We start from the raw sequence: 19,403 nt of genomic DNA on the forward strand, positions 1-19,403 counted from the left end.
GCTGGCCCGCACCTTATTCGAATTCAAATTCTCCAAGGAGGGTGACACATGCTACGCATGGCACTCGCACTTGTCTTTTCACTGCTGCTGACTGGTGTCGCGCAGGCCGAAGATGTGACCGGGTCACCAGCACCCGACCGATCCGCAACGGGCGGGGCGCAAACGCTTGAAGATATCATGGCCCGCCAACGCGGAGAGCCTGTGGATGACGCGTTTCGCCGTGACAATATCGGCGATCCAGAGGCCGCGCCTGGTGCCGCTCAGCTTGCCCCGTTGGGGGGGGCTTCGGACCCTGAACTGTGGCGCGCGATGCGATATGGCTCGGCTGATTTGTCGACTTCAGCCCGCGGTAGCGGGTCAGCGATGTTGATGCAGGATGGCGGGATGTGGTGGCTGAATTTCCGCCAAGGGCCGTTGATCACCTATGGTGGCTGGCTGCTCCTTGGAACGCTTGGCGCTCTGATCCTTTTCTATCTGCTCCGCGGTAAAATCGGCATTGATGAGCCGATGACCGGCCGCACCGTCACCCGTTTCAAATTCATCGAACGCCTTGCGCATTGGATGCTTGGCGGGTCCTTTATCCTTCTCGGTTTTACGGGTCTGTTTGTGTTGCTGGGTCGAAAATTCATCGCGCCGTATCTTGGGCATGAGTTTAACTCGACCTTGTTGACCGTGTCGAAACTGGTCCACAATAACGTCGCTTGGGCGTTTATACTCGGGCTGTTTATGGTGTTCGTCATGTGGGTTTGGCACAATATTCCCGACCGAACCGACATCAAATGGTTTGCCCAGTTTGGCGGAATCATCGGTAAAAATCACCCGCCTGCCAAAAAGTTCAATGGCGGTCAAAAGATCATCTTTTGGTCGGTCATCCTGTTTGGCGGGTCGATTGCAGTGTCTGGCGTGTCGCTTCTGTTCCCATATGAATTGCCTCTTATGGCGAAAACCTTTGTTTTGTTGAATGACATCGGTGCGCCGGGTTGGGTTGGTATGGCCCCCTTGCCGACTGAGTTGTCCCCGCAAGAGGAAATGCAGTTCACCCAGCTTTGGCACGCGATCATGGCCTTTGTGCTGATGGCGATCGTGTTGGCGCATATCTATATCGGCTCGGTCGGGATGGCTGGGGCGTCAGACGCGATGACCACCGGTGAGGTTGACGAGGCCTGGGCGCATCAACACCATTCCATTTGGCTTGATGAGGTTCTGGCGGCCGAAGGCAAAGAACCACGTGACGCAAAGCCAAAAGACGCCACTCCGGCCGAATAATGCGATTTCTTGCGCCGCTCATAAGCTTGGTCGCCCTTTGGGTAATGCCGGCCGTGGCGCAAGAGTTTACCACGCTCAAAGGGCATGGCGGCCCGATCATGGACATCGCTGTCGCCCCAGATGGAACCGTTGTAACGGCGAGTTTTGATAACTCGGTAGGGGTTTGGCGTGATGGGGTGCCGACATGGCTTGAGGGGCATGAGGCTGCGGTGGTTGCAATTGATGCCAGTTCACAACCAGGGGTTCTGTCTGGAGGGGACGACTTCCGCGTGCTGAGCTTGCATCCAGAGATTTCGACTGAAGATTTGGGTGTAATCACAAAGCACATGGGAAAAGTAAGTGACGTTGCCTACTCTCCTGAGACGACGTACTTCGCCAGCGCCAGTTGGGACGGTACGATACACCTTGTGTCAGTAGGTGAGTACTTGCTTAACCGATCAAACCATGGGGTGCCTTACGAAGCAAGGGTTCTCACCGGTCATTCGTCCGGTGTAACCTCGATAGGCTTTCTGCGCGACGATGTGCTTTTCTCAGCATCATCAGATGGTACCGTGCGAATTTGGGAGCGAAAGAACGACTCATTCGAAAGCCGCCCCATCGTCAAACAGGGTTTTGGTATAAACGAGTTGATCGTTTCCGATGACTGGCTCGCCTATGGCGCTGTTGACGGCGGGACTCGCATCGTTCATCCCGTAACCGGAGAGCAGATCGCGGATTTCACACTTGATCGCCGCCCGATCCTGTCGATGGCCTATCACGCCGACACCGATCAACTCGCGGTTGGTGATGGGCATGGCTACATCATGATGATCGACACCACCGCATGGAAAATCACCCGTGATTTCCGCGCCACACGCAAAGGGCCGGTCTGGGCTTTGGCGTTTTCCAATGACGGCAAAACCATTTGGGCTGGGGGGCTGGATGATGTTGCCTATGGCTGGCCGGTGGACAGCCTGGACAAATTTGACCCGGCCATGGGCCAAGACCGCAGCTTTCTGAAGGCCGCCGATACGATGCCCAACGGAGAGCGTCAGTTCATGCGCAAATGTTCCATCTGCCATGCGTTAGAAGAGGGCCCGTCGCGCAAAGCCGGGCCGACGATGCATGGCATTTTCGGGCGTCGCGCTGGGACTGTGCCGGGCTATAGCTATTCTGACATTCTGGATGGGTCCGACATCATCTGGGATGAAACCACCATTGATGCCCTGTTTGATCAGGGGCCTGACCACTATATTCCGGGTAGTAAAATGCCCATGCAGGTGATCGCGAAGCCACAAGATCGCGCTGATCTGATCACCTTTCTCAAAGACACCACCGTTCAAGGAGACTAACCCAATGAAAGCCATGTGGGCCGGGTTCGCCGCAACCGTAATCATCGCTATCGCCGCCAATTTCGCACTGGCACAGATAGGCTTTTCCTCCGAAGACCGCTATTCAGGTGCCAGTGTAAGGTTAAACTGAGGCGCGGCGTGGCAGACGAATATGGGACGAGCCTAAGAGGTGCGTCGATCCTTGTTTTGGACGACGAACCGGGCATGCGTAATTTCTTGACCAAAATCTTGGAACCGCGCTGCAAGCGGGTGGAGCAAGCCGGTTCGCCTGATGAGGCAACGGCGATGCTTGATCGCGCGCATTTTGATTTGGTCATTCTTGACAATATCATGCCTGGCAAGACCGGTCTGGAATGGGTGAGCGAGCAAAGCCGTTTGGGGCTGTTCGCCGACACGATCCTGATCACCGCCTATGCCGATTTGGAAACCGCGATAACCGCCCTGCGCGCCGGGGTTTCGGACTTTGTTCTGAAACCGTTTCGGGCCAATCAAATATTGAATGCGGTGTCGCGGACGTTGGATCGCAAATACCTGCGGCGCGATAATACACTGCTGCGCCATGAGCTGTCTTCGGACAATGCGCGCGGGCAATTGCTTGGAACGTCTGATGCCTTGGCGGAAGTGCGGGCAATGTTGCACAAATTGGCACCTTTGCCGACACCGGTCCTGTTCACCGGTGCCAGCGGCACGGGCAAAGAGGTTGCTGCGCGAACCATGCACCAACTGTCTGATCGGGCAGAAAAACCCTTTGTTGCCGTCAACTGTGCCGCGCTTGCGCCGGATCGAATTTCCCAAGAGCTCTTCGGTGTTGTCGAAGGGGCAGACCAACGCAAAGCTGGGCTGTTTTTGCTGGCTGATGGTGGGACACTCTTCCTCGACGAAGTTGCGCAAATGACCGACGCGTTGCAAGCGGCGCTCTTGCGGGTGCTTGAAGACCAACGAGTACGACCAGTGGGCGGTGAACGCGACATTCCGCTAAACCTACGCCTGTGTTTTGCCACCAATGTAGATCTGGAACGGGCCGTCGAAGACGGGCGGTTTCGCACCGACCTTTATCACCGTATCAACATCGTTAATATTGATATGCCGTTGCTCAAAGACCGGTCCGAAGACATCGTTGAGCTGGCAAGCATGTTCATGACGCATTTTTCGACGGCTTTGGGCATGCCTGCCTTGGATTTGGACGACGAAACCTTGCTCAAGCTGCGTCGCTACGATTGGCCTGGAAATGTGCGTGAATTGCGCAATCTGATCGAACGGTCAGTGATTTTGGGTGAATTTCCAGATGAATTTGCCGGGAATGGTCAGGTTACCGGATCGCAGGCCGTTGAAACGTTGGACTACGTCATGCAGCGCCATATTCTGCACGTGTTGGATCAATGTGACGGCAATCGCGCCGAAGCGTCCCGCCGGTTGGGCGTGTCTCGCAAAACGGTTGATCGCAAATGCGCGGCTTGGGGCGAATAATCCTGCCTATCAATACTCAGCAGCGGGAAGCCAGATCGAAAATTCGGCCCCTTGTTCTGTATTTTGAGCGGAAATAATCCCCCCGGCCCGTTGGATCAGGGTTTGGCTGATTGATAGGCCAAGCCCGGTTCCTTCGGCCTGTTTGGTGGTAAAAAACGGGTCAAAAACAGTGTTAAGCTTGTCTTGGGGAATACCGGGGCCGGTGTCTCGTATGATCAGTTCAGCACCGTGGGTTTCATCGCGCCTTTGCGTTCGCAAACTGATGGACAAATTTCCTTTGTCTCCCATTGCCTGCACTGCGTTAACAATCAAGTTGATCACCACTTGCTGCATCTCGCCGGGGTCGATTTTGACGGCAGGGGCCTCGCCGAAATCCAGCGCGATGGTGATGTCGCGCCTGCTTATCAGGTGATCAACCAAGACCAGGCAATCGGAAACAACAGGTTGTAATAACGTGGTTTCTTCGAAACCCGAAAATTCACCGGGGCGGGCGAATTGCAGAAGCTTTCCAACAATTGCGTCAATGCGTGACACTTGTTGATCAACCAAATCCAGCTCAGTTTTCACCTCGGCCGCATGAGGGCCGAGTGTTTCACGCATGACGTCGACATTGCCTTGAATCACCGCGACCGGGTTGTTGATTTCATGCGCCACACCAGCCGTGATTTCCCCAATAGAGGCGAGCTTTTCCGACATCACCAATTGCTTGAAGGTTTGTTCGAGCTTGGCATTTGCATCGCTGAGCTCGGATGTGCGTTGATCAACGCGTTGATTAAGCTCATCTGCCCAGGCGCGTAGCTTTTGATCGCGATCCTGCACCTGATTGAGCAGACTGTCCAAATGCGCGGCCACTTGCCCGATTTCATCGGTGGTCCCGATATTGCCATTTCGCGCCGAGAGATCACCTTTCTCCACACGTTTCATGGTGTGGCTCATGCGTTCGAGCGGCGCAAAAATACCCTTGGCAAGGCCAAGGAAAACCGGGCCGGACAAGGCCAAAACAGCGCCAAACGCGACCATCATCCAAATGTAGGCTGACCGTTTTGCCGCCGAAAACGGAGCCTCGAGAAATCCGACGTAAAGCATGCCGACACGGCGGCCAAAGCTATCCTTGAGCGGCAAATACCCGGAAATATACCAATCATTCACCACAAATGCGCGCGCCAGCCACGTCTGTCCCTCATCCAGAACCTTGTTGCGAACCGCGCCGGAAACACGCGTGCCCAGCGCGCGAACATCTTCGAACAGTCGCACATTGGTCGAGACGCGCACGTCATCCAAAAACAGCGTCGCAGTTCCCTGTCGCTCACCGCCGGTGATGGCGTTGAGGTAAACCAGAGCATTAATCGTGTCGATGAACTGTAGGTTACGGTTCAACAAAATGCCGCCCACCAAAACGCCGGTATGGCCGGGGATCATCACGGGTGAGGCGCTGTGTACCACCATGCCGCGGTCTTCAATCGTGCGATCGGTCGGGCTGGCGGCTTCGGTGTCGATCAGATCAATGCGGGCCTGAGTGGCCAATCCGCTGGAAAACGCATCGAGGTCAGACCCCGTGAATATGTCGATCTGGGTGTTGGCCATCCCGTTCAACGCGGCGCGGATGACGGGCCATTTGCTAGCGGCGTCTTCTGTTTCGGCGCGGGGGATAAAGTACAGAAAATCCAACTCCAAAGCATCGCGCTTGGCGTTGAAATAGGCGTTTTGGGCGGTGATTTTACGGTCAAGCAGGGTTGAAAACTCAGTCGATTCCGCCACGCTCAGCAGATCAGTGCCGGTTTCGGTCATCAGTCGTGCCAGATATTGTTCCGCAATTCGTAGATCGCTTTCAACATTGGCAATCAAAACCTTGTCGTAATCCGCGCTCCATCGAGTCATGCCCAGCAGCAAAAGCAACGGCATAAGCACGATCAACGGCAAGAGCGCCAGGATCAACAGGCGTAGACGGACAGAGGACATTAAGGCTCCGGTCATGGATTGCCGGGTAGCCTAGCGATGCGATGTGTTCGGCGCAAATGGGACTTTGTCACGAGGGTCGTTTGTTGTTGAAATAATGCGGGTGCGCCCAAGCCGTGCTGGCCAAGGCACCCTGTTTTGCAAACATTGGGTACGACGGGTTATTCAGACGCGGCTGGGGTTTCGGCCTCTTCTGGGGTGGCGTCGGCTTGTTCTTCCGGTTTGCCAGTCAGCGCACCGTTCACCCAATCGCCATTGGCCTCTTCGCCGGTCGCATAGCGCATGGTACCCACGCCCTGGCGTTTGCCGTTTTTGAACATGCCGGTATAGACGTCACCATTGGCATAGGTCGCAACACCTTCACCGTTGATTTCACCGCGATCCCAATTGCCATCATAAACAAAACCACCGGCCATGGTAATCACGCCTTCGCCATGGCGCTGCCCATCACGAAACTGGCCTTCGTACAAGGTGCCGTCGGGATACGTCGCCTTACCTTCGCCGTGACGCTGACCATCTTTCCAGTCGCCTTCATACCGGTATCCATCAGGATAGGTCATAATGCCAAATCCGTGGTTCCGGGCGTTGGACCATTCACCAGTATACACAAGACCGTTGGTATAGGTGGCGACACCGCGCCCCTCGATCACACCCTCTTTCCAATCGCCATCAAATGTCGACCCGTCCGGATAGGTGATTTTACCTTTCCCATTGGCCAGGTCGCCGCTAAATGCGCCCTCATAGACCGAGCCATCAGGGTAGGTCACTTTGCCCTGACCTTCGATCTGGCCGCTGACCCAGTTGCCTTCGTATTTGTAACCGTCTTTGCCAATAAACGTGCCTTGACCATGGCGCTGGTCGTTGTTGAACTCACCCTCGTAGGTGTCTTCATTGGCATAGGTGACCTTGCCGGCACCTTCGCGGCGGCCGTCAACCAACTGGCCCTCATAGATATCGCCATTGGGTTGAACGAGCTTGCCCGACCCGTCAATTTGGCCATCGCGCCAGGTGCCTTCGTAAATCAAACCGTCTGGCATGGTCAGCTTGCCCTGACCTTCGCGTTCACCGTCAGCAACGCGACCATCGTAGACCGAGCTGTCGGGATAGGTGATCTTGGCACCACCTTCTTTGACCCCATTCACCCAATCGCCATCATAAAGATAGCCGTTGGGCGAGGTCATAATGCCTTTGCCGTGGTGCAGCGCATTGCGGAACGATCCCTCATAGCGCACGCCATTTGCATAGATCGCAACACCGCTCCCGGTGATTTTGCCGTCGCGCCATGTGCCTTCGTAAGTGCCGCCATCGGCAAAGGTGATCTTGCCCACGCCTTCGGGTTTGCCCTTGGCGAATTGGCCATCATAGACCGAGCCATTCGGGAACCGGGCGACGCCATTGCCTTTGATTTCACCTTCGAACCAGTCGCCGGTGAATTCATAACCATTGGGTAATCGGTATGTGCCGGTTCCGTGCTGCAGCCCGTCCTGAAACGTGCCGACATATTCGCCGCCGTCATCATATTGCTTGGTAACAACTTCGCTATCTTGCGCGCTGATTGGCAGTGCCAAAGCCAGTGCCGCGACAAAAAAGGTGGTGATCCCTGCGGTCTTCATGCTCGTCCCGTCCCCGTTTCGGGTATTCCCCAATTGACCAAAACGTAACCAAGGCGGGGCTTAGGGGCAATCTCTTTTGCCCATTACGCTTTTCCTCAGGCGAGCATCTGCTATTTCAGGTGCGAACCGCGAAGAAATAAGGGCAGGCCCGATGAGTGATCGTTTTCGTCTGACGCTGGCACAGTTGAACCCAACCGTTGGGGATTTGCATGGCAATGCCGCCAAAGCACGGGATGCTTGGCAGCAGGGCAAAGAAGCTGGTGCCGATATGGTGGCGCTGCCTGAGATGTTCATCACCGGATACAACGCCCAGGATTTGGTGATGAAACCGGCTTTTCACGCTGAGGCCATTGAGGTGGTCAAGCAGTTGGCCGTTGACTGTGCCGATGGGCCGACGCTTGCCATTGGTGGGCCTTGGGTCGAAGGGACCGAGCTATATAACGCGTATCACATCTGTACCGGTGGCCAGATCGTGCGCAGTGTTCTCAAGCATCATTTGCCCAACGAAACCGTGTTTGACGAAGTGCGGATTTTCGACAGCGGACCGATGGCCGGGCCTTATAACGTGAATGGGGTGCGTGTCGGATCCCCGATATGCGAAGATGCGTGGCACTCTGATGTGGCTGAAACCCTAGAGGAAACCGGTGCCGAGTTCCTGTTGGTGCCCAACGGGTCCCCTTATTACCGCAACAAGTTTGAGACGCGGCTCAATCATATGGTGGGCCGGGTCGTCGAAACAGAACTGCCGTTGATTTATCTGAACATGACCGGCGGTCAGGATGATCAGGTGTTTGACGGGGGAACGTTTGTCCTGAACCCCGGTGGGAAAATCGTGCTGCAACTGCCGGTATTCGACGAGATTGTCGCTCAAGTCGATCTTGAGCGCGGGCCAGATGGTTGGCGCGCCTTGGATGGGCCATTCACCAAGCACCCCGATGCCTGGGAACAAGATTACCGGGTGATGGTCGAATCCTTGCGGGACTATTTGTACAAAACTGGGTTCAAAAAGGTCTTATTGGGTCTGTCTGGTGGCATCGATTCCGCCATCGTCGCGACCATTGCCGTTGACGCAATTGGTGCCGAGAATGTCCGTTGTGTGATGCTTCCGTCGGAATACACCTCGCCTGAATCGCTGGAAGACGCCAAGGAACTGGCTGAAAATCTTGGCTGTCGCTATGATTATGTCCCGATTGCCGAAGGGCGCGAGGCGATCACAAACACGCTTGCGCCGCTGTTTGCCGGAACCCAGGCAGACCTGACAGAAGAAAACATCCAATCGCGTTTGCGCGGTTTGTTGTTGATGGCGCTGTCGAACAAGTTTGGCGAAATGCTGTTGACCACCGGAAATAAGTCTGAGGTCGCAGTGGGTTATGCTACGATCTATGGCGACATGGCCGGTGGCTATAACCCGATCAAAGATATGTATAAAACCCGCGTGTTTGAGCAATGCCGCTGGCGCAACAGCAATCACCGCGCCTGGATGCAAGGCCCATCCGGCGAGGTTATTCCAGATCGGATAATCACCAAACCCCCCTCGGCTGAGCTTCGCGATGATCAAAAAGACAGCGATTCATTGCCCGATTACCCGGTTCTGGACGCGATTTTGCAGATTTTGGTGGATAAAGAGGGCTCAATCGCTGATTGCGTTGCCGCGGGGTTCGACCGGGCGGATGCCAAAAAGGTCGAACACCTGCTCTATATCAGCGAATATAAACGGTTTCAGTCCGCGCCCGGTCCTCGCCTGACGCCGCGTGCCTTTTGGCTTGATCGGCGTTATCCAATTGTGAACCGGTGGCGCGACACGTCTTAGGCCTGTCTTAGCTCAACGGATAGCTGGACAGGGTGTCGTAATAGGCCCCCTGATCATGCAAGGTGGATTGATACAGCCCAAAGGACGTGAGCGTCATCGGTCCGGCTTTTGCGCCGATCAAGGCGTTTAAGACCGGGGCCGGATCGGTTTTACCCGATAGGCGCGACAGGGTCACATGCGGACGAAACCGACGGCGTTCGAGATGAATGCCTGCACCGTGCAAACGTGATCTGATCCTGGATTGCAGGTCAAGAAGAGCGGGGCCACCCTCTGCGGCGAGGCCAATGGCTTGGCCAAACCGACCGCCAAAATCAGCAACGCCTGACAGGGTCAAGGTGATGGGGGCGGCGCGTAAGGTCAGCAGGGCGTCGTGCAAGGGACCCAAAATCGCCTCGTCCTGATCACCCAGAAACACCAAGGTCAGATGTAGGTTTTCTGGTGGAACGGCGCGGCCATCAGGCAGGCGGGATTGGATGGTTTCAATGTCTGAGACGGCGTGATCAGGTAACGGTAGGGCAAGAAATAAACGCATGTCTTAGGATCGCATGAATCCGACCACAAAACCAGATATCAGAGCTTGGTCAGGACGGTTTGAGGCAAAAGACGATCCCAATCGTCGCGGCGGCACAGCTGGGTGCCCGGGCTGATCACGGCGGCAGAGGCTGCAGCGGCACCATAGCGAAGCGCTTCTGGCGCGGGCTGCCCCTGGGCGAGACCCATGACAAAACCACCGACAAAACTGTCACCGGCCCCGATGGCGCTTACAACCGTTTCGTTCGAGGCGTTGACATGCCACAGCCCGTCGGCATCTGCCATGACGGACCCATCCTTGCCCCGTGCAATAATCACCAATTTCCCGGCACCGCGCTGGCGTAGCTCTTGGGCATATCTGGCGCTTTCCTCTTGTGTCGCCAACGTGCGGCCGGACAAGGTCTCAGCCTCATGACTGTCCATGCGCAACACGGCCGGGGCGGGTTGCGGCCCGTTGGCCTGAGCTTCCAGATGGGCACCAGAGGTATCGACAACCAATTGTCGCCGCGCACCGAGACGTGCGCAGGTTTGGGGGATGAAGCCCGGTTTGGCACCGGGGGGCATGCTACCCGACAGGACGACAAAGGCATCTGGGGCGGCGATATTGTCAAGCTGATTCAACATGATATCAAGTTGTTCATCCGTCCAGCTTGGGCCAGACAGGACAAACCGAAATTGTTCACCGCTGCTCTGATCGGTGACCGCAAAACTGTGCCGGGTTTCGGCAGGGGCTTCGATCCGAACGGTCTCGAGACCTTGGGAGATCAGTAAATCCTGCAATGTTCTGCCGGTGTTGCCCCCCAGCGCAACCAGTGCCTGAGCCGCGCCCCCAAGTTGCATGACTGCGCGGGCCACATTGACACCGCCGCCCCCCGGTTCGGCGGTTTCAGGACCGCAGCGCAGCTTGAGATTTGGCACCACTTGGCCAACCGATGTTGCCAAATCCAAGGCTGGGTTCAGAGTCACAGTAAGAATCGGTGTCATGGTAACCTCTTTGTTAACGCCAACATGCCAAGAGGGGCGCGCGCAGGAAAGGCCAGAATGGCGGACAATCCCGCGCGCGGCTGGACAAACCGGCGTGCGTATGAAAACACACGCGCCTGAAACTATGCCCCTGAAACCACGCCCCTGACAGGAGGCCGCTTATGACCGTTACCAGATTTGCTCCATCGCCCACGGGTTACATCCACGTTGGCAACCTGCGCACTGCGCTGTTCAACTATTTGATCGCCCGCAAAACCGGCGGCGAATTCATCCTACGTATTGATGACACCGACCCAGAGCGGTCGAAGGAAGAATATGTCGATGCGATCAAGCAGGATTTGGAATGGCTTGGCCTGACTTGGGATCGGATTGAGCGTCAGTCGACACGGCTAGACCGGTACGCAGACGCGGCGGATAAGCTGCGCGAGATGGGCCGGTTCTATGAAGCGTTTGAGACGCCAACCGAACTTGATCTCAAGCGAAAGAAGCTTTTGAACATGCATAAGCCGCCGGTTTATGACCGGTCGGCTTTGAACCTGTCGGATGCCGAGAAAGATGCTTTGCGTGCCGAGCGCGGCGATGGTGTTTGGCGGTTCAAGCTCGATCAGGAGCGGATCGAATGGACCGACGGTATCTTGGGCGATGTCTCAATTGATGCGGCGTCTGTGTCGGACCCGGTTTTGATCCGCGCGGATGGTCAGGTTTTGTACACGATCGCGTCGGTTTGCGACGATATGGATATGGGTGTGACCAATGTGGTGCGCGGCAATGACCACGTCACAAATACCGCGACGCAGATTCAGATGATCCGCGCGCTGGGCGGCACCCCGCCTGAATTTGCGCACCACTCATTGCTGACCGGTCCACAGGGCGAATCGCTGTCCAAGCGGTTGGGCACTTTGGCGTTGCGTGATTTGCGTGAGCAAGGGATTGAGCCAGAAGCATTGCTGAGCCTAATGGCGCGTCTTGGGTCGAGCCAGCCGGTTGAGCTACGCATGTCGCTCGAAGAGATTGCGGAGGGGTTTGAGACCACTCAGTTTGGCTCGTCTCCAACTAAATTTGATGTCCAAGACTTGTTCCCGTTGACCGCGCGCAAGCTGCATGGGTTGTCTTTGACCGATGTAGCCGAGGATGTGGCCGCTGCGGGTGTGCCCGACGACAAAGCAGAGCTGTTTTGGAAAGTTTGCCGCGAGAATATCACCGTGCGCGGTGATCTGGCCGGTTGGTGGACCCTGTTCCGCGACGGTGCAGAGCCAATGGTCGCGGACGAAGACAAAGAGTTTGTCGCACAGGCGATGGCGCTTTTGCCCGAAGGTCCTTTTGATGCGGAGACATGGGGCAACTGGACCAAGGCCGTCAAAGAGGCGACAGGTCGCAAAGGCAAGGGCCTGTTTATGCCTCTGCGCAAAGCGATGACAGGTCAGGAACGTGGGCCGGATATGTCGGATGTGATGCAATTGCTGCAAAGCGTGCCGGCCAGGTCGTTGGCCCAGTGATTTTGGACCAGTAATTTTGGACCAGCAATTTTGGCACGGAAGTTCTGGCACAGTCATACGGGGCTAGGTCAGGGGCGTTCAAAGATAATGGTGCTGCCCAATTGGCGCAGCGCCGCATCGACAGTCTCACGCGTTTCGCCTGAGAGTTTTTGGGCGCGCGAATAGATTGGTTTGGCCCGGTCATTCAGGATGGGGGCTTCCCATCCTTGCGTTGTCTCAAAGAAATGCCTGGCCCCGTCAGGGCCAAATTCGGTGAGATACCCATGGATCACCACATCTAGGTAAGACAAGAGAATCGGGTTTTTGGCGGTTGGCGCGGCGCGGCGATGGCCAGCGACGGAATATATTGCAACCGATGTCGATTCGCCCGGATGGTCAATGTCGTCGTTGGCGTCGTGTCGCTCATAGGCGCGTTCACGTTCGTCCAAAACAGTCCAATCGAGGCCGGGAACCGGGGCCACCAGCCCCAAAATCGACGCCTGTTCATCGCGAATCGCTGTCAAAAAGCACAAGTCCCGTTCAGGTGTCGCGCACCATATGCGCCGCCATCCTGTTGCCTTGGCAGGCTGCGCAGGGGTGTAGTCATGGGTGCGTTGGTCGACCAAGCTGCCGTAACCAAAGAAATGTGCATGTGTCATATCGCAAATATTTCCGCTGATTGACGTAAGTCAAACACATCTTTTCATGGGGCTGTCATAAGACGGGTAACCGAAGCAGCCCGGAGTGTTCGTCGTGCGCGTAACCAAAAGAACAAATATTGCCATGCGGGTACTGATGTATTGCGCAGCTAACATGGGGCGACTCGTGACAAAGTCTGAGATCGCAGCGCGATGTAACGCGTCCGAAAACCATTTGGCGCAGGTGATCAATCAGCTCGCGCAGATGGGGTATTTGCATACGCAACGTGGCCGCAATGGCGGGCTTGAGCTTGGGCGTCCGGCGACCGAGATCGTGATCGGTGACATCTTCCGCGCCTTGGAGGCCCCGGTTCCAATCGCGGAATGCTTTGCTGATGTCGATAACACCTGTCCGTTGACCGATGCTTGTCGGTTGCGCAGCGCTTTGCATGATGCGTCAAACGCCTTTTACGAAACGCTGGATCCGATCACATTAGATGCTTTGGTGTGCGACAATAGCAGCCTGCTTGAGATCATCGCGCCGCAAATTAAGTGTAATGTGACGCATTCTGACGACTCTGTTGCGAAGGCAGAAGCAATCCTCTAAGAGATACCCACCATGACGGGAGAACTGGCCTTTTGCGAGGTCAGTGCCGAAGGAGCAACCGCCCCGGAAACTCTCAGGCTTCAGGACCGCCATGGGGTACACACTCTGGAGAGAGGTGCGTTGGCACCCGCCGAAGGGATAGCGATCTCAGGCGTCAGGACAGAGGGGGCATGAGCGGCACGGATGATCCGTGTCGGTGATGCCCGGCCACGCGCGTTGGTTTGGGAAAACCAATGGGGGCGCTTGGCGACGTTATGAACGACGATTTAAAAACAACCGTGCTGAATGATTTGCATGTTGGCCTTGGGGCCAAGATGGTGCCGTTTGCGGGCTATTCGATGCCTGTTCAATACAAGGCCGGTGTTCTCAAGGAACATCTGCACACCCGCGCGGCGTCGGGCCTTTTTGATGTGAGCCATATGGGGCAGGTGATTTTGCGCGGCCCTGATGTGGCTTTGGCTCTTGAAACGCTTGTGCCTGTCAGCGTCGCCGGCTTGGCCGAAAACCGTCAGCGTTACGGCTTTTTTACAAATGATGCCGGTGGGATAGAAGATGACTTGATGGTCGCCAATCGCGGCGATCATTTGTTTGTTGTGGTCAATGCGGCCTGCAAAGATGCCGACATTGCACATTTACGCGGCGCACTTGAGCCACGCGGTATCGCCGTCGAAGAGATCGAAGACCGCGCATTGCTTGCCCTGCAAGGCCCTCAGTCCGAGGAAGTTTTGGCAAGGCTGAATCCGGCTGTGGCCGAGATGAAGTTTATGGATGTCGCTACGGTCGAGTTGTCGGGCGTGGACTGCTGGATTTCGCGGTCGGGCTATACCGGGGAAGATGGTTACGAGATTTCTGTACCAAATGAAGCGGCCCTGGCTCTGGCCGAGGCTCTTTTGTCAGATGACAGGGTTGAGGCAATCGGCCTTGGCGCGCGTGATAGCCTGCGTTTGGAAGCCGGGCTGTGCCTGTATGGTCATGACATTGATAGCAAAACCACGCCGATGGCGGCGCGTCTGCAATGGGCTATTCAAAAGGTGCGTCGCACAGATGGGGAGCGCGCAGGCGGCTTTCCCGGTGCTGACGTCATTTTGCCCGAGCTAAGTGACGGCGCTGGGATGGCCCGCGTTGGTTTGCGCCCCGAAGGTCGCGCACCTATGCGCGAAGGGGTTGAGCTGTTTGCCGCCTCTGAGGGTGGTGCGCCGATTGGGAAAGTCACGTCAGGCGGCTTTGGCCCAACCGTGGGTGGCCCGGTGGCAATGGGCTATATCCCAACAGAAACTGCGGAACCGGGAACGGTTTTGTACGGAGAATTGCGCGGTAAGCGTCAACCGGTTCAGGTTGCTGCGCTGCCGTTTGTAAAACCAGGCTTCAAACGCTGATATCAGGGAGAGCGTGATGAAATTTACCGAAGAACATGAGTGGTTGCGTGTCGAAGGTGACGTTGTGGTTGTGGGGATCACCACCCATGCCGCCGAACAATTGGGCGACGTCGTTTTTGTGGAACTGCCCGAGGCAGGCACCGAAGTTAGCGCCGACGAAGAGGTTGTTGTGATCGAATCCGTCAAAGCGGCATCCGACATTCTGGCCCCGCTGGATGGCGAAATCGTCGAAGTGAATTCGCCGATTGTCGATGAGCCAAGCAAGGTGAACGAAGACCCAGAAGGCGAAGCCTGGTTCTTTAAGATGAAGTTGGAAGACATGAGCGCGATGGACGAGCTGATGGACGAAGCTGCGTATAAGAATTTCATCGGTTGATGTGACGTGAAGGGGGCAGGGGGCGCTGCCCCCAACGCCAGACGGTGTTCCCCCGTGATATTTAGGCCAAGAAGAAACCAGGGGTTTGCGGCCCACTGGAGGAGGAAGCTATGAGCTACGATCCGATTGATTATTTGCCATATGACTTTGCCAATCGGCGTCATATCGGCCCGTCGCCGGCTGAAATGAAGTCGATGTGTAACGAGCTTGGCGTGTCTGGGCTGGACGAGTTGATCGCGCAGACGGTGCCCGAAGGCATTCGCCAAAAGGAACCTTTGGATTTCGGACGGCCGTTGTCTGAACGCGAGTTGATCCGGCGTATGCGGGTGACCGCATCCAAGAACAAAGTTCTGACATCTCTGATTGGTCAAGGCTATCATGGGACGGTGACGCCCCCGGCGATTCAGCGCAATATCTGGGAAAACCCCGCGTGGTATACGGCGTATACACCGTATCAACCCGAGATATCGCAGGGACGGCTAGAAGCCCTGCTGAATTATCAGACCATGGTCAGCGATCTGACCGGTCTTGAAGTTGCCAACGCGTCTTTGCTCGACGAAGCCACGGCCTGTGCCGAAGCTATGACCATGTCGCAACGGGTTGCCAAATCCAAATCCAAGGCCTTTTTCATCGACGAAAACTGCCATCCGCAAAACATCGCGGTGATGCAGACAAGGGCAGAGCCGCTTGGGATTGAGGTGATTGTCGGCGCGCCCGAAGACATGGATGCAAGCGCCGTTTTTGCCGCGATCTTCCAATATCCAGGCACCCACGGCCATGTCCGTGATTTCACCGCTGAAATGGACGCCCTGCATGCCAACAAAGCGGTTGGGATTGTCACCGCTGACCCGCTCGCGTTGTGTTTGCTCAAGGAGCCGGGCGCGATGGGGGCAGATATTGCCGTTGGATCGACCCAGCGCTTTGGCGTGCCGGTTGGCTATGGCGGGCCGCACGCGGCCTATATGGCCTGTCGTGACGCGTTCAAACGGGCGATGCCGGGGCGCATCGTTGGTGTGTCGGTGGATAGCCATGGCAACCGCGCCTATCGGTTGTCCCTGCAAACCCGCGAGCAACACATCCGCCGCGAAAAAGCGACGTCGAATGTGTGTACAGCGCAAGCTTTGCTGGCGGTTATGGCCGGATTTTACGCAGTGTTTCATGGCCCTAAGGGGCTCCGTGCGATTGCACAGCGTATCCATCGTAAAACCGTGCGCTTGGCCAAAGGGCTGGAGGCCGCGGGGTTTGCAGTCGAACCCAAAGGCTTCTTTGACACAATTACCGTGGATGTTGGGCTTTTGCAGCGCGGTGTTTTGCAAGCCGCCGTGCGTGAAGGGCTGAACCTGCGTCGCGTTGGTAAGACCAAAGTGGGCATCACGCTTGATGAGCGGTCCCGGCCTGAAACGGTTGAGGCGGTTTGGCGGGCCTTTGGCCTTGTTCAACAGGACAATGATTTCACTGCTGAGTACATGCTGCCCGAGGGAATGGTGCGGACATCTGAATACCTTCAGCATGACGTGTTCCACATGAACCGGGCCGAGACCGAGATGATGCGCTATATGCGTCGCTTGGCGGACCGCGATTTGGCGTTGGATCGGGCGATGATTCCGCTTGGGTCTTGTACGATGAAGCTCAACTCTGCTGCTGAAATGATCCCGGTGAGCTGGCGAGAGTTTTCGATGATCCACCCCTATGTGCCCAAAGATCAGGCGCAGGGTTATGCAGAGCTGATCAGCGATCTGAGTGACAAGCTGTGCCAGATCACGGGCTACGACGAATTCTCGATGCAGCCCAATTCGGGTGCACAGGGTGAATATGCCGGCCTTTTGACCATTCGCGATTGGCAAACCGCCCGAGGCCAAGCCCATCGCAATGTGTGTCTGATCCCGGTGAATGCCCATGGCACCAACCCGGCATCTGCCCATATGGTGAACTGGAAGGTTGTTGCGGTTGCATGCGACGAAAATGGGTCGATCGACATTGCCGATTTCCGGACCAAGGCGGAGAAGCATTCAGATAACCTTGCCGCCTGTATGATCACCTACCCATCCACGCATGGCGTATTCGAAGAAACCGTCAAAGAGGTTTGCGCGATCACCCATGAACATGGAGGTCAGGTCTATATCGACGGGGCCAATATGAACGCGATGGTTGGTCTGTCGCGTCCGGGCGATTTGGGGGGCGATGTGAGCCACCTGAACTTGCACAAAACGTTTTGCATTCCGCATGGTGGTGGTGGCCCCGGCATGGGTCCGATTGGTGTCAAATCGCATCTGATCCCTCATCTGCCCAAAGACCCGAAGGAAGAGCAATCTGGGGCGGTGAGCGCGGCGGCATTCGGGTCGCCTTCGCTATTGCCGATCTCTTGGGCCTATGTGTTGATGATGGGCGGTGAAGGGTTAACCCAAGCGACGCGGGTGGCGATTCTGAACGCCAACTACATCGCGAAGCGGCTCGAGGGGGCTTATGACGTGCTGTATCGCGGCACGGAAGGGCGTGTAGCGCATGAGTGCATTCTTGATGTGCGTCCCTTTGCCGAAAGTGCGGGAGTGACGGTTGAGGATATTGCCAAACGGTTGATGGATTGCGGCTTTCACGCGCCGACAATGAGCTGGCCTGTTGCCGGGACGTTGATGGTTGAACCGACCGAGTCCGAGACACAAGCCGAGCTGGATCGCTTTTGTGACGCCATGTTGGCAATCCGTGAGGAAATTCGCGCGATTGAAGACGGCAAAATGGATGCGGAAGCCAATCCGCTGAAATTTGCGCCGCATACGATGGAAGATCTCGTTCGCGATTGGGATCGGCCCTATAGCCGCGAACAGGGTTGCTTCCCGCCCGGTGCGTTCCGGGTCGACAAGTATTGGCCACCAGTCAACCGAGTCGACAACGCCTATGGGGATCGAAACTTGGTTTGTACCTGTCCACCAATGACCGACATTGACGAGACAGAATAAAACAAAGCCGCCGCTCTTATCATTAGGGCGGCGGCTTTTTCTTATGCGTCTTCGGACTCTGTTGCGGGCTCTTGAGTCGCGTCTGTTTGGTCTTGGGTGTCGTCCTGAGGGGTGTCGATCAGGAAATCAAAGACGTCGCGCACCCGGTTCCATGTTTCGGCGTTACAGGCGGATAGCAAATAGCCGTCGCGGGTATCTCCGCGATACTCGCTGCCATCCAGCATCGCCACATGTGCGCCCGCGCGCCGAGCGGCCACGACACCGGCGGGTTGGTCCCATGGGGTCAGTTTCCCAGACAGGATAAAGTCGACATTTCCTTGGGTCAGCATCCGAAATTCATGCAGGGCGCAGCGCAGCGAATTGATACGCTGAAACTTTGGAAAGGTCGCGGCCATTTGCGCCTGTTTGTCTTTGGCAATCAAGGACAGCGGGATGTAGCCGTCGAGGGTATCAACCGGCCCACCGCTTGACGTCTTGAGCTTGCGTTTGACACCGCGCGGTTGGATCAACATCGCCGGGCTTTCTTCGTCGGCTATGATAACATCGTTCATCACCGGGTCGTACATCAGGCCAAACACCGGATGCCCGAAGCGCAAAATCGCGACGTAAACCCCAAAACAGGTCAGGCCATTGGCGTAGTTCCAAGTGCCATCGACGGGATCAATGGTGAAACACAATTCGGCGTCGGCGATCTTGTCGATAATATCGGGGTTGTCCGAAGCATGCTCTTCTCCGACCACCAAGGCGTGGGGGAACATGCCCAAAATGCCGCGCGTGATCATGGCTTCGGCGGCCTTGTCGGCATCGGTCACAAGATCCTGAGGGCCGGTTTTTTGGTTGATCTGATGTGCACCCAATTGGCGAAAGCGCGGCATGATTTCGGCCTTGGCGGCACGGCGCACTAGGTTCAAAAGCTGCGTGCGCTGGGCTTTGGTCAGGGGGGCGGTAATCGGCATTGGCAAGGAATCGGTCATGTATCCGTCCAGTAATTGCTGCAGTTGCAAACTGATTGCCAGCCT

16 protein-coding genes and 2 riboswitches are annotated in these 19,403 nt (G+C 56.3%); of the genes, 10 read left to right on the top strand and 6 right to left on the bottom strand.

All coding sequences use genetic code 11. The features are described 5' to 3' along the window. Nucleotides 1-48 precede the first annotated feature (48 nt). From ACRBB0_RS03620 to ACRBB0_RS03635, 4 genes are read left to right on the top strand one after another with little or no spacing between them, the layout of a single operon-like run. Nucleotides 49-1,266 (top strand): formate dehydrogenase subunit gamma, encoded by a 1,218-nt coding sequence (locus ACRBB0_RS03620; protein WP_431373032.1) that lies wholly within the window; start codon nt 49-51, stop codon nt 1,264-1,266. Beyond that, entirely contained in the window at nt 1,266-2,597 is a 1,332-nt protein-coding gene (locus ACRBB0_RS03625) for a c-type cytochrome (protein ID WP_431373033.1), read from the top strand. Before ACRBB0_RS03620 ends, ACRBB0_RS03625 begins: the two co-directional genes overlap by 1 nt. 4 nt (nt 2,598-2,601) lie before the next feature. Further along, a complete protein-coding gene (locus ACRBB0_RS03630; RefSeq protein ID WP_431373034.1) occupies nt 2,602-2,727 on the top strand; it encodes a hypothetical protein in 126 nt (41 codons plus the stop codon). Between the two features lie 8 nt (nt 2,728-2,735). Further along, entirely contained in the window at nt 2,736-4,064 is a 1,329-nt protein-coding gene (locus tag ACRBB0_RS03635; RefSeq protein ID WP_431373035.1) for a sigma-54-dependent transcriptional regulator, read from the top strand. A 9-nt stretch (nt 4,065-4,073) separates the two neighbouring features. Here the strand turns inward: ACRBB0_RS03635 and ACRBB0_RS03640 are convergent, their stop codons facing one another. Next, nucleotides 4,074-6,023, bottom strand: coding sequence for a sensor histidine kinase (locus ACRBB0_RS03640; protein WP_431373036.1), 1,950 nt, complete (start codon nt 6,021-6,023; stop codon nt 4,074-4,076). Nucleotides 6,024-6,181: 158 nt separating this feature from the next. Next, nucleotides 6,182-7,633: an MORN repeat-containing protein gene (locus tag ACRBB0_RS03645; protein ID WP_431373037.1), complete on the bottom strand. Its 1,452-nt coding sequence runs from the start codon at nt 7,631-7,633 to the stop codon at nt 6,182-6,184. Between the two features lie 151 nt (nt 7,634-7,784). Between ACRBB0_RS03645 and ACRBB0_RS03650 the strand changes: the two genes are divergently transcribed. Further along, entirely contained in the window at nt 7,785-9,443 is a 1,659-nt protein-coding gene (locus ACRBB0_RS03650) for an NAD+ synthase (RefSeq protein ID WP_431373038.1), read from the top strand. Between the two features lie 7 nt (nt 9,444-9,450). Here the strand turns inward: ACRBB0_RS03650 and thpR are convergent, their stop codons facing one another. After that, on the bottom strand, nt 9,451-9,975 hold the full coding sequence (gene thpR, locus ACRBB0_RS03655; protein ID WP_431373039.1) for an RNA 2',3'-cyclic phosphodiesterase: 525 nt from the start codon (nt 9,973-9,975) through the stop codon (nt 9,451-9,453). A 38-nt stretch (nt 9,976-10,013) separates the two neighbouring features. Further along, nucleotides 10,014-10,958: a 1-phosphofructokinase family hexose kinase gene (locus tag ACRBB0_RS03660; protein WP_431373040.1), complete on the bottom strand. Its 945-nt coding sequence runs from the start codon at nt 10,956-10,958 to the stop codon at nt 10,014-10,016. A gap of 161 nt (nt 10,959-11,119) precedes the next feature. Between ACRBB0_RS03660 and gltX the strand changes: the two genes are divergently transcribed. Further along, a complete protein-coding gene (gene gltX / locus ACRBB0_RS03665; protein WP_431373041.1) occupies nt 11,120-12,454 on the top strand; it encodes a glutamate--tRNA ligase in 1,335 nt (444 codons plus the stop codon). 68 nt (nt 12,455-12,522) lie between these two features. Here gltX and ACRBB0_RS03670 read toward each other — a convergent pair whose 3' ends face one another. Continuing rightward, on the bottom strand, nt 12,523-13,092 hold the full coding sequence (locus ACRBB0_RS03670) for a gamma-glutamylcyclotransferase family protein (protein ID WP_431373042.1): 570 nt from the start codon (nt 13,090-13,092) through the stop codon (nt 12,523-12,525). A gap of 94 nt (nt 13,093-13,186) precedes the next feature. Here ACRBB0_RS03670 and ACRBB0_RS03675 point away from each other — a divergent pair, with 94 nt between their 5' ends. The 4 genes from ACRBB0_RS03675 to gcvP all read left to right on the top strand — a co-directional run bounded on the left by ACRBB0_RS03675 (nt 13,187) and on the right by gcvP (nt 18,384). Then, nucleotides 13,187-13,678: an RrF2 family transcriptional regulator gene (locus tag ACRBB0_RS03675; RefSeq protein WP_431373043.1), complete on the top strand. Its 492-nt coding sequence runs from the start codon at nt 13,187-13,189 to the stop codon at nt 13,676-13,678. 6 nt (nt 13,679-13,684) lie between these two features. Further along, nucleotides 13,685-13,777: riboswitch (glycine riboswitch) on the top strand. Then, nucleotides 13,778-13,851: riboswitch (glycine riboswitch) on the top strand. It abuts the riboswitch before it with no gap. A gap of 81 nt (nt 13,852-13,932) precedes the next feature. Further along, complete coding sequence (gcvT, locus tag ACRBB0_RS03680; RefSeq protein ID WP_431373044.1) at nt 13,933-15,054, top strand: glycine cleavage system aminomethyltransferase GcvT; 1,122 nt, start codon at nt 13,933-13,935, stop codon at nt 15,052-15,054. A gap of 16 nt (nt 15,055-15,070) precedes the next feature. Further along, a complete protein-coding gene (gene gcvH, locus ACRBB0_RS03685; protein ID WP_431373045.1) occupies nt 15,071-15,430 on the top strand; it encodes a glycine cleavage system protein GcvH in 360 nt (119 codons plus the stop codon). A 110-nt stretch (nt 15,431-15,540) separates the two neighbouring features. Further along, the gene (gcvP, locus tag ACRBB0_RS03690) at nt 15,541-18,384 is read left to right on the top strand and encodes an aminomethyl-transferring glycine dehydrogenase (protein WP_431373046.1); all 2,844 of its coding nucleotides are present in this window, start codon (nt 15,541-15,543) and stop codon (nt 18,382-18,384) included. 41 nt (nt 18,385-18,425) lie between these two features. Here the strand turns inward: gcvP and ACRBB0_RS03695 are convergent, their stop codons facing one another. Next, nucleotides 18,426-19,358: an inositol monophosphatase family protein gene (locus ACRBB0_RS03695; RefSeq protein ID WP_431373047.1), complete on the bottom strand. Its 933-nt coding sequence runs from the start codon at nt 19,356-19,358 to the stop codon at nt 18,426-18,428. Nucleotides 19,359-19,403 lie beyond the last annotated feature (45 nt).

The sequence above is a fragment of the Pelagimonas sp. genome, from assembly GCF_050633425.1.
Taxonomy (GTDB): Bacteria; Pseudomonadota; Alphaproteobacteria; order Rhodobacterales; family Rhodobacteraceae; genus Pelagimonas.